Source organism: Alloprevotella sp. OH1205_COT-284 (assembly GCF_003859795.1).
Taxonomy (GTDB): Bacteria; Bacteroidota; Bacteroidia; order Bacteroidales; family Bacteroidaceae; genus Alloprevotella.
In genome coordinates, this window is record NZ_RQYI01000002.1 from 92,649 (window position 1) to 112,912 (window position 20,264).

Annotated in this window: 13 protein-coding genes and 1 pseudogene; 8 read left to right on the top strand and 6 right to left on the bottom strand. The window is 46.4% G+C overall.

Going from position 1 to position 20,264, the window contains the following annotated elements; genetic code table 11:
• Window positions 1–217: 217 nt before the first annotated feature.
• Window positions 218–2,905: a valine--tRNA ligase gene (locus EII14_RS01325; protein ID WP_124930767.1), complete on the bottom strand. Its 2,688-nt coding sequence runs from the start codon at window positions 2,903–2,905 to the stop codon at window positions 218–220.
• A 144-nt stretch (window positions 2,906–3,049) separates the two neighbouring features.
• Window positions 3,050–4,039, bottom strand: coding sequence for a Gfo/Idh/MocA family protein (locus tag EII14_RS01330; RefSeq protein ID WP_124930768.1), 990 nt, complete (start codon window positions 4,037–4,039; stop codon window positions 3,050–3,052).
• 58 nt (window positions 4,040–4,097) lie between these two features.
• Here EII14_RS01330 and EII14_RS01335 point away from each other — a divergent pair, with 58 nt between their 5' ends.
• The 8 genes from EII14_RS01335 (at window position 4,098) to EII14_RS01370 (ending at window position 14,029) form a co-directional block, all read left to right on the top strand.
• Window positions 4,098–4,706, top strand: coding sequence for a hypothetical protein (locus EII14_RS01335; protein WP_124930769.1), 609 nt, complete (start codon window positions 4,098–4,100; stop codon window positions 4,704–4,706).
• Window positions 4,703–6,343, top strand: a complete 1,641-nt coding sequence (locus EII14_RS01340; RefSeq protein ID WP_124930770.1) for a M6 family metalloprotease domain-containing protein — start codon at window positions 4,703–4,705, stop codon at window positions 6,341–6,343. The genes EII14_RS01335 and EII14_RS01340 overlap by 4 nt, the downstream gene beginning before the upstream one ends.
• Before the next feature lie 302 nt (window positions 6,344–6,645).
• Window positions 6,646–7,461 (top strand): polysaccharide biosynthesis/export family protein, encoded by an 816-nt coding sequence (locus EII14_RS01345; RefSeq protein WP_124930771.1) that lies wholly within the window; start codon window positions 6,646–6,648, stop codon window positions 7,459–7,461.
• 20 nt (window positions 7,462–7,481) lie between these two features.
• Window positions 7,482–9,905 (top strand): GumC family protein, encoded by a 2,424-nt coding sequence (locus EII14_RS01350; protein WP_124930772.1) that lies wholly within the window; start codon window positions 7,482–7,484, stop codon window positions 9,903–9,905.
• A gap of 143 nt (window positions 9,906–10,048) precedes the next feature.
• Window positions 10,049–10,465: a Holliday junction resolvase RuvX gene (gene ruvX / locus EII14_RS01355; RefSeq protein WP_124930803.1), complete on the top strand. Its 417-nt coding sequence runs from the start codon at window positions 10,049–10,051 to the stop codon at window positions 10,463–10,465.
• A 26-nt stretch (window positions 10,466–10,491) separates the two neighbouring features.
• Complete coding sequence (gene def / locus EII14_RS01360; protein WP_124930773.1) at window positions 10,492–11,046, top strand: peptide deformylase; 555 nt, start codon at window positions 10,492–10,494, stop codon at window positions 11,044–11,046.
• Between the two features lie 180 nt (window positions 11,047–11,226).
• A complete protein-coding gene (locus tag EII14_RS01365) occupies window positions 11,227–13,056 on the top strand; it encodes a U32 family peptidase (protein WP_124930774.1) in 1,830 nt (609 codons plus the stop codon).
• Window positions 13,057–13,150: 94 nt separating this feature from the next.
• Entirely contained in the window at window positions 13,151–14,029 is an 879-nt protein-coding gene (locus EII14_RS01370) for a zinc ribbon domain-containing protein (protein WP_124930775.1), read from the top strand.
• A 1,051-nt stretch (window positions 14,030–15,080) separates the two neighbouring features.
• Here the strand turns inward: EII14_RS01370 and EII14_RS01375 are convergent.
• From EII14_RS01375 to EII14_RS01390, 4 genes and pseudogenes are all read right to left on the bottom strand, one after another.
• The gene (locus EII14_RS01375) at window positions 15,081–16,739 is read right to left on the bottom strand and encodes a Gfo/Idh/MocA family protein (protein WP_124930776.1); all 1,659 of its coding nucleotides are present in this window, start codon (window positions 16,737–16,739) and stop codon (window positions 15,081–15,083) included.
• A gap of 47 nt (window positions 16,740–16,786) precedes the next feature.
• On the bottom strand, window positions 16,787–17,662 hold the full coding sequence (locus tag EII14_RS01380) for a hypothetical protein (RefSeq protein ID WP_124930777.1): 876 nt from the start codon (window positions 17,660–17,662) through the stop codon (window positions 16,787–16,789).
• Window positions 17,663–17,735: 73 nt separating this feature from the next.
• Window positions 17,736–18,764, bottom strand: a pseudogene (locus tag EII14_RS01385) (branched-chain amino acid aminotransferase); the annotation flags it as partial.
• Between the two features lie 173 nt (window positions 18,765–18,937).
• Complete coding sequence (locus tag EII14_RS01390; protein ID WP_124930779.1) at window positions 18,938–19,855, bottom strand: ribonuclease Z; 918 nt, start codon at window positions 19,853–19,855, stop codon at window positions 18,938–18,940.
• Between the last annotated feature and the right edge of the window lie 409 nt (window positions 19,856–20,264).

Below are 20,264 nucleotides of genomic sequence, written 5' to 3' on the forward strand. Positions count from 1 at the left end.
GCAAGCCTTTCGGACGCGGCCGTCAAAAAAGCAAGTCACATCGGGAGGCGCAAAACGAAGCCCCAAACAACCGAAACGATATTGCAAGGAGATAGAAAAAAATCCGACAAGCACATATCCTCTTCCCCGTCCGACGGAAAACGCGCCTGCTTTGCTCTGCATGAACAAGAGGCGGCATCAGAGAGGAGGTAAATGCTTGTCGGACGACAAAATCAAATCAGAGTTTGGCTTCGAGCACTGCGATTTTGGCCAAGGTATCAGCCTCTTTCTTGCGCTCCATGGCCACTACGGCTTCGGGAGCTCCGGCAAGGAAACGCTCGTTGGAAAGTTTGCCCTGAATGCTTTTCAAGAACTTACGCAAGTGTTCGAGTTCGGCGCGTGCCGCTTCTTTTTCGGCTTCCACATCGACCACGTCTCCCAAATAGAGGGCATATTGCTGCGTGCCCACAAGGAAAGTGGAATAGCCCGCACCGCCAACTTCCGCGGCAGTGAGCATTTCGCTGACGGCACCCATTTTGCGAACAAGGCTGTCGTAGGCGGCGATTTCGTTGGTGCCGACAATGGTGAGCGGCAAGGCTTCGCGCGGCGAAATGTTCTTTTGTGCACGTGCGGCACGCACTCCCGTCACCACACCTTTCACCCTTTCCATGTCGGCAATGAGTGCGGCGTCTTCGGGCAAAGGACTCGATATGTTTTGCGACGACACCATGATGCTTTCGCCATCTTTGCGCTCTTTGATGTGTTGCCAAAGTTCTTCGGAAATGAAGGGCATGAACGGATGCAGCAAATGCAGCAAATCGTTGAAAAATCCGATAGTGGCCTCATAGGTAGCCCGATCGACGGGCTGCTGATAGGCCGGTTTCACCATTTCGAGATACCACGACGAGAATTCGTCCCAAAACAAGCGATAGACTTCCATCAAGGCCTCCGAAAGACGATATTTGGAATAGAGGTCTGCCATTTCGGCCGCGCTCTTTCGCAGTTGTGCGCCAAACCACTGTGTGGCCAAGCGCGCCGTTTCGGGTTGCTTCAACTCGTCGCTCACCTGCCAGCCCTGCACGAGGCGGAAGGCATTCCAAATTTTGTTGCAGAAATTGCGACCTTGTTCGCAGAGAGCTTCGTCAAACAAAATGTCGTTTCCGGCCGGTGCAGCGAGCATCATGCCCATGCGCACACCGTCGGCTCCGTATTGGTCGATTAAATCGAGAGGGTCGGGAGAGTTTCCGAGGGATTTTGACATTTTCCGACCGAGCTTGTCGCGAACAATGCCGGTGAAATATACATTTTTGAAAGGCATTTTGCCTGTGTACTCGTAGCCGGCCATGATCATGCGTGCCACCCAGAAGAAAATGATGTCGGGAGCGGTCACCAAATCGCTTGTGGGATAATAGTAGGCCAGTTCTTCGCTGTCGGGGTTGTTGATGCCGTCAAACAGGGATAACGGCCAAAGCCACGAAGAAAACCATGTGTCAAGAGCGGCTTCGTCTTGGCGCAAATCGGACATTTCCAAGTCTGCACGCCCTGTTTTCTCTCGTGCAAGGCGCAAGGCTTCTTCGGGAGTGACAGCCACAACAAATTCCTCGACTTCGGCATCGGGGGCAGTGAGGTAATAGGCCGGAATACGGTGTCCCCACCAGAGCTGACGGCTGATGCACCAGTCTTGAATGTTGGAGAGCCAATTATTGTAAATATTCTTGTATTTCGACGGATAAAACTTCAACTCGTCGTTCATAACGGGCGGCAGGGCAAGATCGGCAAAGTGCTGCATGCTCAGATACCACTGCATGCACAGACGAGGCTCTACGGCGGTGTCGGCATTGCGTTCGGAATAGCCCACTTTGTTTTCGTAGTCTTCCACCTTTTCGAGCAAGCCCGCAGCTTCGAGATCGGCGGCAATCTGCTTGCGGACCTCCATGCGATCCATGCCCACATAGAGGCCGGCGGCTTCGGAGAGCGTGCCGTTGGCGTTGAAGATGTCGATGGTGTCGAGCCCGTGGGTTTTACCCAAAACATAGTCGTTGGGGTCGTGGGCGGGAGTGACTTTCAAACATCCCGTTCCAAACTCGATGTCCACATAGCGGTCTTCGATGACGGGAATGGCGCGATCGACAAGAGGAACGATCACTTTTTGTCCTTTCAGCCAGCCGTTTTTGGGATCCTTGGGATTGATGCACATGGCCGTGTCGCCCATAATGGTTTCGGGGCGCGTGGTGGCCACAACGGCATAACGTCCGCGTGCGTCTTGATGAATGACCTCTCCCTCTTCACCCGTTGCCTGTCCGTTGTCGTCGGCAACATAATATTTGAGATAGTAAAGTTTGCTCTTCTCCTCGCGATAAATCACCTCCTCGTTGGAAAGTGCCGTCTGTGCCTTCGGATCCCAGTTCACCATGCGCAGGCCACGATAAATCAAGCCTTTGTTGTAGAGATCAACAAAGACTTTCAACACGCTCTCCGAGCGGGTTTCGTCCATGGTGAAGGCCGTGCGATCCCAGTCGCACGACGCACCGAGGCGACGAAGCTGTTTGAGAATGATGCCTCCGTGTTCTTCCGTCCACTCCCAAGCATGTTTCAAAAACTCCTCACGCGTCAAGTCGTGCTTTTTGATGCCTTGCTGCGCGAGCTTATTCACGACTTTTGCCTCGGTGGCAATGGAGGCGTGGTCGGTGCCCGGCACCCAGCAGGCATTCTTGCCCTCCATTCTGGCGCGACGCACAAGAATGTCTTGTATGGTGTTGTTCAACATGTGTCCCATGTGCAAAACTCCCGTCACATTGGGAGGGGGGATCACAATCGTATAAGGCTCACGCCCATCGGGTTTTGAACTGAAAAGTTTGTGGTTCAGCCAGTAGTCATACCATTTGCCCTCCACTTCTTCGGGGGCGTATTTTGTTGCTAATTCCATAATCGAGATAACAATGCTTTGCGGAGAACGAGCTTGGCTCTCCGTTCGTAAAAACTCGTGCAAATTTACTCATTTCTCTGTAATACAGGGAACAGAAGCACGAAAAACAAACACTTTTGTTTGCTCTTGCTGCCTGTCTGAAAACTATATTTTGCCAAGAATGCGGTCGATAGCCCAATTCGTAGGCGTCGCGCTCACCGAGTCGCACCTGCAAATGCTCTTACCTTGCAGGTGGTCTACGATCTCGCGAAGGAGCGGAAACTGCACATGTTCGGGATTTTCCCCCCCGATATGTCGGCTGCCCTCTTCGTTTTGCAAATGGATCGGGGCATAGGTGAAGACCGAAAAAGAAATCTGTCCGCGCTCTCCGATCAGCAGTATTCTGTCTTCTTTCGCACTCTCGTGTGCCACAAAACACCATACGCCGGAAGCCGGCATGCCGTCGGCAAAACGAAACGAAGCACTCACGGTGTCTTCCGTGGAATAAAGGCCGCCGCGATTGGCCTTGAAGCCCTGCGCCTCAACAATGGGGCCGAACAGCTGTTGCAAAAAATCGAGCTGATGAGGAGCCAAATCATAGAAATAGCCGCCGCCGGCAATATCGGGTTGCAGCCGCCACGGCAAATCCGAGGAATTATAGTCCAAATCGCGAGGAGGAACGGCAAAACGTATTTGCGCCGTCAGCATTTTGCCGATCGCACCCGAATCGACCAACTCTTTCACTTTCATGAAATAGGGCAGATAGCGACGATAGTAGGCCACGAAACAAGGCTTGCGAACGGCGGCCGAAACACGATTGATGCGCAAACAGTCGTCGTAGTGCGTGGCCAACGGCTTCTCCACATAGACGGCCTTTCCGGCATTCAAAGCCATCAGGGCATAAGTGGCGTGTGTGGAGGGCGGCGTTGCAATGTAAACGGCATCGACATCGGGATCGGTCACCAAATTTTGTGCGTCGGTGTACCACCGAGGTATGCGATACCTGCCCGCGAAGCGTTTGGCACGCTCCTCCTTGCGGCTCATGACAGCCATGATCTTAGAATCGACAAGCGTCGAAAAAGCCGGCAAAAACTTCTTTTCCGTTGCTTCTCCGCAGCCAATGAAGCCCCATTTAATAATATTTTGAGTATCCATAATGCAAAGGTACAATATTTTGCCTAACTTTGCAGTTGAACCATTTGCTTTTTTATAAATGAAAGAGTTGAAAACCGCATTCGGAATTTTGCTTCGGCAAGATGTTTATTGGATAAAAAAACTTTGGCGAGATTATACGGCCATGGCGGCTGCGACAGCTCTTTTTCTGACCGGATTTATTGAATTATTGGTCGCATGGATTGTTCCTGTCTGCTTGTCGAAAAACGACGAAAATTCTTGGTTGGAAATCATCAAATCCACTCCTTTCGACATCGGAGCGGCAATATGGCTCGCCGTCGGAACTGCCGCTCTGATCTTCACTGCCGTCCGATCGCACCGAAAAACGCTGTCGGTTGTGGCCGAACTGTCGGCCGCAGAACCGATGTTTGGAAAAAATAAAAGCACTTGGTCGAACGCAAAAAAAACGGCCGTCATTACTTTCTCCCTCATCTTAGCGGGAATGGTAAGTATGGTGACCTTTTTACCCATAGTTGTCCTCACCTTGGGAAAAATCGCTTCGGCACAATCTGCTTTTGCCGGAGATTTTTCTCCTCAACCTTGGTGGATTTTTCTCTTTGAGGTGTTCTTTTCCATGGGAGCTGCTCTGCTGTTGGCTTATTTTTCCCTTTTTCTTCGCATCATTTTTACATTCAATAAAAAACCATGAACTTTTCTCGTTTATACTTTCTTTTCGCTGTTCTCTTTTGTACGCAACATGCTTTGGGCACATCGGCCGCCCCCTCCACCGACCGACAACAGCTTGACGAAACGACCGTTGCACCTCCCTTCCGCAAATCGCCGATCGGAAAAGAAGATGCCGGATGTTGCTCACAACGACATATTCCTTCGACTCGTGCACTCTCTGCTTCCACTGCAGATGGGTTGGGTAAGTTCGGACAACGATCGCTGGGCATACTCAACAGCATCGGCGAACACAGCATCCCGGTAATCATGGTCGAATTTCAAGACGTGGAATTTAAGAAAGAACATACAGAACTGAAAATAGACAGCCTTTTCAACCACCCCGGATTTAAACACCACCGCTCCGGAAGAGGCTGCGTTCGAGATTATTTCATACAACAAAGCTACGGCAATTTCGTTCCTAACTTTAAGATAGTAGGCAAATTCAAAGCCAAAAACAAACGAGAGTATTATGGAAAAAACTCGGGCAGCAGCAGCGGAATACATACCATAGATCTGTATAAGGAAATGATCACGACGGCAATTGCAAAAGGAGTCGATTTTCAACCTTTCGTCGAAAACAACCACGTTCCATTGGTCGTATTGCTCTATGCCGGAGCAGGAGAGCACAATTCATTCGAAACCGGTAGCGAGAATTACTTATGGGCACATTTTCGAGAATATTCGATTGAAGCCAATCAACTTCGTTTTGCCGGATACTTCATCGGAAATGAGCTGATGAATACTTATAAAAAGAACAATGGCACATTTGAAAAAGACAGTTTTGGCAATCCCATTGTCGAAAGTACTCATTTGGATGGAATCGGAGTGTTGTGTCACGAGTTGGGGCATGCGTTGGGACTACCCGATGCTTATAATACCAATACAGGAAAAGGATATTTGCAAACACCGGACTTTCATGACATCATGGATTATGGACAATATCGCGGAAACGGTTATCGCCCCGTTGGTTATTCAGCCTATCAGCGCAGCGTACTCGGATGGTTGGCCATTGAGGAACTCACAGACAAACCCGGACACAAGATTCTCGGAAAACTGCACGAAACCGGCGTTTCTCCTCATCCCAAGGCTTACATCATCAGAAACCCTGAAAACAGATTGGAATATTTCATCTTGGAAAATCGCCAGGAAAGCAATTGGTTCAGCTCTAATTTCGGCCATGGGCTGTTGATCTACCACGTGGACTACGACAACAACCGCTGGTACAACAACACGCCCAACAACGATCCCAACCATTTGCGCTACACGGTTATCCCGGCCGACGGAGAGTGGCAAAACAACAAGACTGCCACGGGAGTGGATATGTATAAAGGCGACTTCTTTCCCGGCTTATCTCAAAAAACGGACTTTACGAGTACGACAGTTCCCGCCATGAAGTGGTACACAGGAATGACCGAAAGGCCCATCTTCGGAATTAAAGAACAAGATGGATTGATCTCGTTTGCCTACATCGATCCGAACTTATCAAATATAGCTCACCTTACGAATACCGATGCGCAAAACAAGCAGACGATTTACACGCTTGACGGCCGCGTCGTTTCACCCCAAAATCTCCCCCCCGGCCTCTATATTAAAGGTGGCAGGAAGTTTCTCGTGAACTAACGGGTAACCACGACAAACCGTGACAGCTATCCCCTAAAAAGTAAAATCCAATTCTCACAACCACAAATATCATGTAGGTATTTATTTTATAAAATATCTCAATAGGAGAGCGCATACCGGAAAGTCAATCTCAAAAAGCTTCTATTTTCTATTGCGTTGATTAAGATTGTCATTTGCGGAAAATAAAACAAGGGTTATATAAAGAGTAAAAATAAAAATATTTTTATTGCCTTTGTCATTTCGTTTATTCAACTTATCTTTGCCTCCAAATATATGGAAACGATATAAGAAAAACATAATATATGACATTAAGATCTCTGTTCATTTTAGGATTTTCGATGATTTTGTTCGGTGCTTGTAAATCCTATCAGAAAGTTCCTTATTTTCAAGATCTTCATGCCAATTCGGAATTGGCAGAACTGACGATCAATAACGAGTATTTACATTTGCAAGCCGGAGACAAACTAAATATTGCCGTAAGCAGTTCTCTTACTCCGGAGCAAGCAGCACAATATAATCTTCCGATTCAAGCCGCTCGCATAGGGGCAACAGGGGTTTATTATGGAGCTCAAAGCAGTATGCCGTACTATATTGACTCTAAGGGGAATATAGACTTTCCGGGGGTTGGAAAAATCCGTGCGGCAGGATACACACGCGAAGAGTTGGCCGATCAGATCAAAAAAACACTGATCAATAACAAGTTGCTGAACGATGCCGTTGTGACGGTGGAAGTGATGAACATGTTCGTAAATGTTATTGGAGAGGTTAATCGTCCCGGAAGAGTTACCATAGACAAGGATCAGATCACCATATTGGAGGCATTGAGCCAATGTGGAGATCTTACGATTTTGGGAGAACGTCAAAATGTATTGGTACTTCGTCGCGAAGGAAATACCCAAAAGGCCTATCGTGTAGACTTATCGAATGCACAAAGTGTGTATTCCTCTCCCGTGTATCAGCTTAAACAAAACGATGTGGTATATGTTCAACCTAATATTACGAAACAAAGACAGAGCACTCCGTGGAGTAACTCATGGCAAAACCCTTCGATTTACTTATCCATGACCTCTGTTATGGTATCAGTAGCCGTTTTGATCAGTAATTTATTAAAGAAATAAGACGAGTTTAAGCTTGATATATGGTAGAAAATGAAGTGAATGCTCCGCAAAATGAGCAGACAACCGGAGTAGATATTCAAGACATTCTGTATCTTTGTCTTTCCAAGTGGTATTGGTTTCTTTTGTCATTGATATTGTCTTTGGCACTCGGAGTCTTGATTATTCTTCGTACCACTCCTGTTTATAATCGTTATACAACGATTATGATCAAAGAGAACACCAAAGGAGGAGGGCGGAGTGTCGAACAACAATTGTCCCAATTAGGACTCTTTGAAAATACCAGTGTCAGCAATGAGATTCTTTCTTTTCAATCTCCCGCGTTGATGGAAGATGTCGTGAAGCGATTGCATTTAGACATAGATTACAGTGTCGAAGGATTTTTTCATGACATAACGCTCTATGGCCGGACACTTCCCTTTCAAGTGCGCTTTTTGTCTTTAAATGAAGAACAAGGAGCACGCTTGTCCATCAACTATCAACAAGACGGAAGCTTTGAACTCACCGGCTTCGAGTCTGCGAATACGAAAAAGAAAGACAAAGAACTTCGTATAAAAGGACGATTCAAACAAGTTGTAAAAACACCTGTCGGCGATATATTAGTGACTCCCACTAAAAACTTTGAGTTGCTCAAAAAATCGATACAGGTTGTAAAATATCCTTTGTCTGATGTCGTGGATTATTTTGGACGTATCAACGTCGAATTAAAAGAAAAAGAATCGACGATGGTAGATATTTCCATCAATGACGTTTCAGTGGAACGCGCAGAGGATGTACTGAAAACTTTGATAGATGTATACAACCAAAATTGGGTTGAAGACAAAAATCAGGTTGCAGTAAACACCTCTAAGTTTATCAATGAGCGTTTGCGTGTCATTGAGAGTGATTTGGGAAATGTGGATAAGAATATTTCCTCTTATAAAAGCTCTAATTTATTACCGGATGTAGAGTCGGCCTCTAAGCTCTACATGCAGAAAACTTCTGCCAACGACGATAAGCTGATGGAGTTGAACAATCAGCTCTACATGACGCGTTATGTAAGCCAAATGCTTACAAATGAGAAGAATAAGTTTGATCTTTTGCCGGCCAACTCAGGCATCAATTCCTCTTCCGTTGAGGCGTTGATCGGTGACTACAATGGAAATATATTACAGCGTAATCGCCTCATCATGAACAGCTCGGAAAAAAGTCCGACGGTCATAGAGTTGGAAGCAAGAATATCCAAACAACGACAGGCCATAATCGCTTCTATTGATAACTTATTGCTTACGATTAAAACCCAAATTCGCAATCTTGAAGCACAAGAAAAAATGCTGACTTCAAAAATTGCGCAAAATCCCACTCAAACCTCTTATCTTACTTCTATCGGGCGCGAACAGGCCGTGAAAGAAGCCTTGTATATTTATCTTTTGCAAAAAAGAGAAGAGAATGAGCTTTCCATTGCCTATACAGCTTCTAATTTACGGGTAATCTCCCCTCCTATGGGGAAAAAGAAGCCTGTATCTCCCGTCAAAAGAAATATTCTCTTGATCGCCATAGTATTGGGATTGGCTCTTCCGTTTGCTTATTTCTACCTCAGAGAGATGCTTGACACCCGTGTTAGAGGAAGAAAGGATATAAAAGATCTTAGTTTGCCTTATATCGGAGAAATTCCTCATATCAATGGAAGTCGAGATCCCTTATTAAAACGTTTGCTGGCAAGATTGAAAAAGGAGAATGGAGCGACTCGAACAGATAACTTTGAACTTGTGGTGAAACCTCAATCTTTCAATGTCATCAATGAGGCGTTTCGAGTTTTGCGTACGAATTTCGAATTTTGTTCGAAACGATTTGGAAAAGGAACTGTTTCGATGATTGTTTCGGCCAACCCCGGATCCGGAAAAACCTTCTTGACCATGAATCTTGCTATGAGCTTGATCATCAAAGGGAAAAAGGTGATTATAATCGACTTGGATATGAGAAAGGCCGCTTCTTCGCAATTCATCGGACGTCCGAAAATGGGTATAGCAAACTACTTGAACGGACAGTGCGAATTGCCAGAAGTAATCAAACAATATCAAGATACGGATCTCGATATGATACCCGTCGGTACAATCCCTCCCAATCCGACAGAATTGTTGCACGACGAACGTTTGGGCTTGGCCATTGCCGAATTGCGAAAAGAGTACGACTATATTTTCTTAGATTGCCCTCCCGTAGAAATTGTGGCAGACGACTTGATTATCAGTACGCATGCCGACCAAACTCTTTTCGTGGTGAGAGCACACCTCTTGGAACGCTCCATGCTTCCCGAAATCGAGGATTTCTATCGTTCGGATCGTTATCCTCACATGTCGCTCATTCTCAATGGTACAGACGACGCATACCGAGGTTATGGTTATCATCGTCATGGATACCGTTACGGTTACCGTTATGGTTATGGGCATATTTCGGGAGAAAAGAAATGAGAAATGAAAACATTTCGTTTTTCATTATCCTGCTAAACATGACCTTTCTTTTCTGAGATATATTTATCGGAAGCCTGCATGAAAAAAAACTCATGCCGGCTTTTCCGCTTCACTCTTTACAACTAAAAATCTTCTTTTTCGCTATGCGCTTATTATCCATAGACTATGGAAAAAAAAGAACCGGAATTGCAGTGAGCGATCCTCTTCAACTTATTGCCAATGGCCTCACTACGATAGAAACCCATACTCTGCTCGCGTTTTTAGAAGATTATGTCAGAAAAGAACCTGTCGAGAAGTTTATCATCGGGCTTCCCATACAGCCGAATGGAGCACCTTCCGAGAATTATGCACGAGTCAAAAGTTTTGCCGGTCGTTTGACTGTTGCACTGCCCCATATTCCCATAGAGTTTTATGATGAGCGTTTTACTTCCGTTCTTGCACATAAGGCTATTCTTGACAGCGGAATAGGGAAACAGAAACGGCGGAACAAAGCTCTGGTAGATGAGGTTTCTGCGACGATTATTCTTCAAAATTATATGGAAAGTCGCAAATCTTTCTGATTTGCTCAATTCAAATATTTGCTACTATGATTTTACCTATTTACACCTACGGACAACCCGTTTTGCGAGAAGTCGCACAAGATATAGCTCCCGACTATCCGAATTTGGAAGTTCTCATAGAAAACATGTATGAAACGATGGAAAACAGCGATGGTGTCGGGCTTGCCGCTCCCCAAATCGGACTTCCCATTCGCGTACTTGTGGTTGGTTTGGATGCTCTTGCGGAAGACTACCCGGAATATAAAGATTTCAAAGAAGTGTACATCAATGCCCACATCGTGGAACGTGACGAAACCGAAACCGAATTATTGGAAGAGGGTTGCTTGTCCATTCCGGGTATATCTGAGTCTGTACGGCGTCCGAAGCGCGTTCGTGTTCGTTGGATGGATAAAAATTTCGAAGAGCACGACGAATGGCTTGACGGTTTTTTGGCAAGAGTGCTTCAACACGAGATCGATCATCTCGAAGGTAAACTTTTTACCGATCATATCTCTCCCCTTCGTAAGCAGCTGATCAAGAAAAAACTCTCCACTCTATTGAGCGGTCGTTTCTCTTGCCGCTATAAAGTCAAGACGAAGTAAAGTCATTGACTCGATCACGGGAAAACACCCAATGGTTGCTCTCACAAAACCGCGATGCTCCCTATTCGTCCATGCGGATAGGGAGCAAACGTATTATTGTTTTTGGAGATTCCCTCAATAAGAGCTAAACCTCATGCTCGTGTACCACCTCTTCCTTTTAGGATTTCTGACACTTATTGAATGAAGACCATCGAACTACTATGTCCGGCAAAAAATGCCGAAATCGGAATTGAAGCCATACGTTGCGGAGCCGACGCGGTTTATATCGGTGGCCCCTCTTTCGGAGCCCGCGCTTCGGCAGGAAACAGCATTGAGGAGATTGCTCGTTTGTGTTCGTATGCCCATCTTTTCGGCGCACGCGTCTACGTGACCTTGAACACCATACTTTATGACGACGAATTGGAACAAGTCGAAGCATTGATCCGTCGGCTTTACGATATAGAAGTAGACGCGATCATCATTCAAGATTTGGCCATTCTCAAACTCGACATTCCCCCCATAGCTCTCCATGCGTCCACGCAAATGGACAACTGTACCCCCGAAAAAGTACGCCTTCTCGAAGATTTCGGTTTTTCACAAATTGTGGTGGCACGCGAACTATCTCTTGATCAAATCAAAGAGGTAGTCAATAGCACCACTCTTCCGATCGAAGCTTTCATACACGGAGCTTTGTGTGTGAGTTACAGCGGGCGGTGTTATGTTTCCCAACACTGTTTCGGACGCTCGGCCAATCGCGGGCGGTGTGCGCAGTTTTGCCGATTATCTTTTGATCTCATAGACGCTAACGGAACATTGATCTCAACTCAGCACCACCTCTCACTTCGCGACATGAACCGCACAAACAGCCTTTATGAAATGCTGGAAGCCGGGGTGAGAAGTTTCAAGATCGAAGGCCGTTTGAAAGATCTCGCCTATGTCAAAAATGTAACGGCTCACTATCGGAAAAGTTTGGACAAGATCATACGGCAATATCCCGACAAATACCGGAGATCTTCATTCGGCAACTCTTCTCCGGATTTTTCACCTCATGTGGAAAAAACATTCAACAGAGGATTTACCGACTACTTCCTGCACGGCCGAAGTAAAGACACATGGGCGATGAACACCCCGAAATCGGTCGGTGCTGCCGTGGGACGTGTCACCAAAATCGGTCGGAAATCCTTCACCGTACAAAGTGCCGTTGCTTTCTCCAACGGCGACGGACTGTGTTATTTCGATTCCACGGGTAAACTTCAAGGGTTTCGTGTGAACCGTGTTGAAGGGAAAGAACTGTTTCCCCTGCAAATGCCGTCTTCTTTGCAGCCCGGCACACCTTTGTTTCGAAATGAAGACAAGTCTTTTGAGCAAATTTTATCTCGTCCGGTCGGAGAACGTGTATTATCCGTCAAACTATCGCTCACGGAGTCTAATGCTCCGGAAGGCTACGTGCTTACGGCACTCACCGAAAGCAACGTCACGCTGACACTTCTTTTCAAACAGCCCATTGACACGGCTCGAAGTCCTCAACAAGAACATATCGCCCAACAACTGTCACGAATGGGAGGAACGCCTTTCAAAGTAACAGAGGTGTCGTTTGATTTTGAGGATGAACGTTTTATACCCTCCTCCGTCTTGTCCGATTGGCGGCGGCGTCTTGTACGGGAATTAACGCAGGCTTGCATCAACGCTCATCAGCGCGATTATCGTCGGCCGATTTCAAAGCATTTGGATTTGTCCGGACAGCATTTTGATTTCACGGCAAATGTCGCCAATCGTTTGGCGGCAGATTTTCTGCGCGAACATGGTGCAACCGATGTAGCTCCGGCTTACGAAATCGCCCCTCCTCCCAAAGCCATTTTGATGACCTGCCGACATTGTTTGCGCTATGCTCACGGAGAATGTCCGAAAGAAACGAAGCGTCCGCCTCGTTGGAAGGAGCCACTGGCTTTGCGGTTGCCCGACGGCCGAACATTCCCTTTGACTTTTGATTGTTCCAAATGCGAAATGTATGTGCACCATGAAACGTTGTAGATTATATCTGCTATTTTTTCTCGGGACCTTGTTGATGATCTCATCGTGTCGTCAAGAGCGTCCCCATATCGTCGATCCGTGGTCGGCGACAACTTTGGATTCGGTTGCATTCAAACGAACACATCATTATTGGAAAAATTTTTATTTCCTCATTGTCGACAGTTTGCAACTCGAAAACACCTCGCCCGACGCATTCGGTTATTTATCAAACTCGGACAGCACACTTTTGACCCAAGGAGATGTCGTTGTCGTTCTCAATCTCATCAAGGGCTCTTCCGAATCGGAAGACGACATTTGGGCAATGGTCGCCAAAGACGAAGAAACTCTGGGCTGGGTAAAAGAGAGCGAACTGCGTCAATCGGCCATTCCCGACAACCCCATATCTCGTTTCATCCACACTTTTTCCAATCATCGTTTATCGTTGCTGTTTTTCATCGTCGGAAGTGCCTTCCTTTTGTGGGGCATACAAAGGTCGAGAAAAGACCACTCTTTCATCATTCATTTCAATGATGTCAAGAGCTTCTACCCCACTCTGCTCTGTGTCATTGTCAGCGGATCTGCCGTTCTTTACGGAGCATTTCAACAATTCCTGCCCGGCATGTGGGAGCATTTCTACTATCACCCTACGCTCAACCTTTTTGAGCCGAATCCCCTTTTGTTGCGCCTTTTTCTGATGAGCATTTGGCTGATTTTGATTGTGGGGATAGCCGTGCTTGACGATCTTCGAAAACAACTCCCTCTTGTCGCTTCCGTGTCTTATCTGAGTTCATTGTTGAGCATTTGCATGTTGCTCTATTTATTTTTCACTTGGAGCGTACATCTATACATCGGCTATCCTCTGCTGCTGTTTTACTGGGGATTTGCTTTTCGACAACACTTCCGCCACAACATAGCCTCCTATAAGTGTGGCAATTGTGGTGCGGCATTACGCGAAAAAGGAGAATGTCCCGATTGTAAAGCCTTCAACAACTAATGGAGATTTCTGCATTTCCTTCGGTTTCATTGTTTCTCTTCCTATATTTTTTATCTTGCTGCCAATAAAGTCTTTTCGTAAGTCGTGTCTATGCTCACGATTACCTTGACGCACTGTAAGATCGCAGCAAAACTCACCACCGAGAATTTAGAAGTTGTCTGTCGGCACATTAAAATTGCAAAGCTCCCATACCTGAGAAAAGATCTTTCAAACAATATTGAAAGGAAAAATCACCGAGAAGAGAAACAAGCAGGAAGTAGTGAGATTTAGGTCAGTGATAGAAAAATCTACTCGTTACTCCGTGTTCCCTACTTCTTGGGTAAAATTTGCTCCGACGCATTAAGATATATTCGGACGAACCGAAGAGGGAGTGAAACAATTCTTCGTAAGAAAAAAGGCAACTTCCAGCCTCTACAGGGAGTTTTTCTTCTTTTTATCTACATTGTCTACACTGACCGAATTAAACAGCAGATATTTAGACTGTTGCGAATGTAGACAACGCAGAAAACAAACTACATTCGTCGTTATAACCTACACTTTCTATCGGAAAATCGTGCAGATGCCCAAAATCGTTCATGTATGCAGTGTAGGTTTCGGGAAAATCTGTCTACATTCATTTCCCATCTGATTATCATCGACTTATCCTCTTTCAGTGTATATTGAAGAACCACTTGTATACACTTGCATTTCGTTGAAATTCAGCGACATGTAAATCGTAGTGTATGTTTTCGAGATTTTACGAAAAGAACATAGGGAGAGCCTACGTCATGAGCAATCCTACCCCCTTAAAACCACGTTTGATGTATATGCAAAGATGTGTTCGAGCACATCGGAATTTTATTTGACGAGGAAGGCTTGCTTTTTTGAAAAAGAAAGCCCGAAACGCCATTATACAAAGCTTCGGGAAAGCAGTTTATGTGGTTTTGAGGTTTATCGGACAGCAATATAACGAGTAGGACTCTGCTTAACCTTCAATCTTTCTCGTTAATACAAAAATCCGCGTCAAACCTATATTTTGGCGCGGACTCTTGTATTAAGAAAAATGAGGTTGTTATTTTTTATTGGAGGCAATAGCTTTTACAAATTTAGCCTTTGCTGCGTCATAAGCCTTCTTGGCCTTTGCTGCATTTTTGGATGTCTTTGCTTTTTTCGCCGCATCATACAAATCCCACAATTTAAACTTGGCAGTAGCGGCTATTTGCGCTTCGGTAGATGCTTTGGCGGTTGCTTCAACAGCAGCTTCATCGACGGTATTGTAAGCATGGCGATAGCCTTTCAGTTCATTCCAATGTCCGCGAGTGAAATCGGGGAAAGCCACAGATGCGCAGTTGTTATCCATAGAGAGTGCCCCCAATTCGGCAAGCGCACACCACTCCGCAAGGTCATACACGTCCATGTCCAAAGGAAGGCCGTTTTGAAGACAATAAATCAAACGAGCGTCCATCATGTAGTCCATACCGCCATGTCCCATCTCACGACCGATTTCTCCGTACTTTTTAATAATCGGGTGTTCGTATTTCTCTTCGAGCTTTTTAGCTTCCGATTTGGGGAGGAAACCATGGCTGCTGAAATCATCAATGGCAGGTGTCACACCGCTTTCCACGAGTTGCTTTTTGTCGAGGGCATACTCCGGCGTGGGATATTTGGTGGCATAACCTTTTGTTCCGGTCAATTTGAAGAGTCGGTTGTAAGGCTGGGGATTCATCACATTGTGTTGAATTTCCACTACCTTTCCTCCGGCAGTTCTCATGAGCGTAGTGGTTTGATCTCCGTTGCGGAAGTCGTCGCAAGGTTTTCCCGTGATTTTCTCCACCAACGCCTTGCCGTGTACAGATTTGGTGTCCATCGCCGTGAGCACGGTGAAACGATCTCCGCGGTGGATATCAAGACATTGTGCCACAGGGCCAAGGCCATGGGTGGCATAAACATCACCACGATTTTCTTTGTTGAATTTCAGACGCCAACCCAATTTGTCTGCGTCTTTTCCGTCAGGATTGACCCAATAGCTCTTCCAAAAAGGATCGAGGGCATGAATATAAGCACCTTCCGCACGAATGACCTCTCCAAATACTCCGGACTGTGCCATGTTGAGCGCACGAAGTTCGTAGTAGTCATAACAGCAGTTTTCGAGGATCATGCAATGTTTACGGGTCTTTTCGGAAAGGTTCACCAATTGCCAGCACTCATCCAAGTTCATGGCCGAAGGCACTTCAATTGCGGCATGCTTTCCTTTTTCCATGGCATATTTGGCCACAACGAAGTGGTGATCCCAATCCGTAGCAATGTAAACAAGATCGATGTCGGGGCGAGCGCACAATTCTTTGTATCCCTCTGCGCCAGAATAAATATCTGCCGGAGCAAGTCCTTTTTTGCGAAGAGAAGTTTGACACTTTTCCGCACGGGCAGCCTCGTAGTCGCACAATGCGACAATCTGCACACCGGGAATGTGGGCAAAACGATTAACGGCAGAGGGGCCGCGCATACCAAGTCCGACAAATCCCACACGAACCGTCTTCATCTTGGGAGCGGTGAGTCCGATAACGTGAGTTTGTCCGGGTTCTCGTTCGGGAGTTTTGGTTACGATCGTACCTTTATTCCAAGTCCAATTGGCCGAATCGGAATAATGCGACTGCGAGGACGATTGCGCCACGGCCATTCCTGCAAAAAGCAGCGATGCAAGGGCACCTACAAAAAGGCTTTTGATTTTCATAAAATAATATGATTTAGAAGAATAGAATGAGTTGTAAAAAGAAGTCGCTATTTATCCATATTGACAGCTCCGGTTCCGATCATCTGTCCATCGCAGAAGACATGTGCCGTGTAGCGACCGGGTGAGAGGAAGTCGTTGGCAACAGACACCACGAGGCTTACACGTTGTTCCTCTCCGGTGTATTCTATCAATTTCGAGGCCGAACTTTCGAGCGTTTTGTTTTCGTAACCGAAACTGCCCGACACGCCGATCACCGTCCCATTCGGATTCATGAGGCGAACATACACCATGCGTTCTCCCGTGGCGGCCGTCACATTTCGATTGATGACAAAATTGATGCCGAAACGCACCACATCTTTTACTTTCTTGGCCGGTTTGGAGTTTTTCTTAATGGGAGAAATGGCTATGCCCGAAGCATTCAGTTGGGAAGCAATGGCCACTTTGTCGGACAACTGCGCACGCTCCATGTCGAGATTATTGATGACCGAGTTGGCATTGTCGAGCATATTTCGTGCTTCATCTCGTTCGCTCGTAAGCCGTCCGTTTTCGCGAGTAAGCGAATCCACTTGTATGATATATGTTCGCAAAACAGCGCGCACGGCTTCCAATTCTTTTTTAAGACGTCGAATTTCGGCGGCATCACTCCGTTTCACACTGCGCAACTCTTCGAGCAATTGCTTGGTTCGTTCTTGCTCTTGGGTGAGTTTAATCAGTAGCGAGTCGTCTTTAACGCCTTTTTTAAGTTCATCATATTGCAAAGCAAACTGCTCATACTGATTTTCCATTTCTCGACGATCCATTTCGGCAAGTTGGCGCAGTTCTTCCAACTCCTTCTCCTGCTGTTTCATTTTTTCGTTTTGACAACCGGCCCAAAGCATGGAAGTCCCCAAAAAGGGAAGCACAAAAAAGAGTTTTTTGTTCATAAAGTCAGTGTAAGGTTACGAGTGAAAAGCACAAATATCCATGATTGCAACATCCTTGTCATCGGGTTTGAATTCATTCGATGACAGTGATCCAGCCATGAATGTCGGGGTCAATACCATATTGGATATTGCGGAGTTTTGTGTAGAGTTTTTCGGAAACAGGCCCCGGTTTTCCGTCTTTGGAAAACTCATAACTGAGATTTTTTTCCGGATCATCGATGCGCCCGATAGGACTGATCACGGCAGCCGTTCCGCAAGCCCCCGCTTCTTCAAACGTGGCCAACTCCTCTTCGGGAATGGGGCGCACCTCAACTTTATATCCCAAATCGAGAGCAATCTGCTGTAAACTTTTGTTGGTAATGGAGGGCAGAATAGAGCTCGATTTCGGCGTGATATAAGTATTATCTCTGATGCCGAAAAAATTGGCTGCTCCACACTCGTCGATATATTTCTTTTCTTTGGCGTCGAGATAGAACTCACAAGAATAGCCATTGTCATGCGCCCACTTGTTGGCACGCAAACTGGCGGCATAGTTTCCGCCCACTTTATAGGTTCCCGTTCCATGAGGAGCGGCACGGTCAAATTCGCGGGTGATGACATAGTTGGTCGTGGCAAAACCTCCTTTGAAATAAGGGCCTACGGGAGTGACGAAGATGACAAACAAATACTCCTCGGCCGGCCTCACTCCCACTTGTGCTCCCGTTCCGATGAGGAGCGGACGGAGGTAAAGGGCGGCACCGCTTTCATACGGCGGAACGAAACGTTCGTTGAGTTTCACCACACGTCGCACCATTTCGATAAAAAGTTCGGTGGGCACTTCGGGCATCAAGATGCCGCGACAGGTGCTTTGCAAACGTGCCGCATTCTCTTCCAAACGAAAAGCACGGATCTTTCCGTCGGGACACCGAAAGGCCTTTTGCCCCTCGAAAGCCTCCTGGCCATAGTGCAGGCAGGTTGCGGCCATGTGAATATCGATTGTTTCAGAGGAGGAAACTTCTACTTCTCCCCAAGCTCCATTTCGGTAGTAGCAACGCACGTTGTAGTCCGTGGGAATGTAGCCGAAAGCAAGGTTCGACCAGTCTATTTCTTTCATTTCTTGAAGGGTTTTGGCTTTCTGTTTTTACCAAGAAAAAACGGCAACGAAAAGACTTTTGTTTCTCGTCTGACGCCGAATCTTCGTTTTTGTTAAGTTACGATTGCAAAGATAGTTAATTCTACTGCAAAAAGCACTATTGTGGTTCGTCTTTTTTCTTCCCCATCATCCTTTTGTCGGCATCACAACGATATTTTCAATCCCTCTTTGGCCAATATCGTATCGGCAAACACGGATTTCGCCTCTTCGAGCAACTGATGTTCATCTTCGTATCTGGCCGAAAAATGCCCGATGATCAAACGTTTTACCTCTGCATTCTTCGCTACGGTGGCGGCTTGTCTTGCCGTGGAATGATAGGTTTCTTTGGCGCGCTTCAAGGCGTCGTCGGCGAAGGTGGATTCGTGAAACAACAAATCCACGCCCTTCACGATTTCCGACAACTGCGGACGATAAACGGTGTCGGAGCAATAGGCGTAACTGCGTCCCGTATCTGCTGCCGTCACCAACTCTTCATGCCTCCAAATCCTTCCTTCGGCATCTGTCCAACCGGCTCCCTGCTTGATCGCGTTGATGGCGTAAAAAGGAATACCGAGAAAATCAATCATGTCGCGGCGAATGTGGGGCAACGGACTTTTTTCACGAAATAGAAATCCGCAACAAGGCACTCGATGTTTCAACGGAATGGTGCTCACCGTCAAGCTGCGGTCTTCATAGACGATTGCCTCTTCTTTGGAGTTGATGGCATGAAAAACGATGTCATAACCGATAGATCGACAGAAGTAAGAAATCCACGGCCGCATCAACTTCTCTAAATCTTCTCCCGGACTGTAAATGTGAAGTTTCGATGTTCGTCCCAGCAGATCAAACGTGCTCAACATACCGATCAGTCCAAAGCAATGATCGCCGTGCAAATGTGAAATAAAGATATGATTAAGTCGGGAAAATTTTAGTTTCTGACGCCTAAGTTGCAGTTGCGTTCCCTCTGCACAGTCTATCATAAAGAGCTTTTCGCGAATGTTCAACACTTGCGAAGTGGGATAGTGTCTGCCCGTTGGCAATGCGCTGCCGCATCCTAAAATATAAAGATCGAATTTTTCCATAAATCAGTCTTTTTGCCGGGCGATGTCGAGCCGGTACACTCGCTCCCACCGAAGGGCAATGATGTTTTAGATTGATAGAGCAAAACTACGAAAAAAACATCGCTCGATCTACATGCCGAGTAGAAAATTCTACAAGCCTTCCGGAAAATTTTAGATAACGAGTAGTTTTTCCCGGCTCCTTTGTAGTTTTCCGGTCGTGTCATGCCACTCTTTTTCGCCCTCAGCTTTTCTCTCTAATATGCCTTGTCGTTTTCTCTTTGTCGCCTTTTTCCACAGACTCTTTTGAGGTTTTTCTTCTTCGTGTCCACGTACACTTTCTTTCCTCTGCACTATTTTCTCCCGCCGGTCACGATTTTCACAAGAAGCCTCCGGTGCAACGCTCTCATTTCCTCCGTGATTTCCTCGCAGT

Excerpts from the sequence above, each read along its gene's own strand:
- ruvX (WP_124930803.1), top strand. The coding sequence starts at position 10,049 with ATGCGCTTATTATCCATAGACTATGGAAAAAAAAGAACCGGAATTGCA.
- def (WP_124930773.1), top strand. The coding sequence starts at position 10,492 with ATGATTTTACCTATTTACACCTACGGACAACCCGTTTTGCGAGAAGTC.
- EII14_RS01345 (WP_124930771.1), top strand. The coding sequence starts at position 6,646 with ATGACATTAAGATCTCTGTTCATTTTAGGATTTTCGATGATTTTGTTC.
- EII14_RS01380 (WP_124930777.1), bottom strand. The coding sequence starts at position 17,662 with ATGAACAAAAAACTCTTTTTTGTGCTTCCCTTTTTGGGGACTTCCATG.
- EII14_RS01325 (WP_124930767.1), bottom strand. The coding sequence starts at position 2,905 with ATGGAATTAGCAACAAAATACGCCCCCGAAGAAGTGGAGGGCAAATGG.
- EII14_RS01350 (WP_124930772.1), top strand. The coding sequence starts at position 7,482 with ATGGTAGAAAATGAAGTGAATGCTCCGCAAAATGAGCAGACAACCGGA.
- EII14_RS01340 (WP_124930770.1), top strand. The coding sequence starts at position 4,703 with ATGAACTTTTCTCGTTTATACTTTCTTTTCGCTGTTCTCTTTTGTACG.
- EII14_RS01335 (WP_124930769.1), top strand. The coding sequence starts at position 4,098 with ATGAAAGAGTTGAAAACCGCATTCGGAATTTTGCTTCGGCAAGATGTT.
- EII14_RS01365 (WP_124930774.1), top strand. The coding sequence starts at position 11,227 with ATGAAGACCATCGAACTACTATGTCCGGCAAAAAATGCCGAAATCGGA.
- EII14_RS01375 (WP_124930776.1), bottom strand. The coding sequence starts at position 16,739 with ATGAAAATCAAAAGCCTTTTTGTAGGTGCCCTTGCATCGCTGCTTTTT.
- EII14_RS01390 (WP_124930779.1), bottom strand. The coding sequence starts at position 19,855 with ATGGAAAAATTCGATCTTTATATTTTAGGATGCGGCAGCGCATTGCCA.
- EII14_RS01330 (WP_124930768.1), bottom strand. The coding sequence starts at position 4,039 with ATGGATACTCAAAATATTATTAAATGGGGCTTCATTGGCTGCGGAGAA.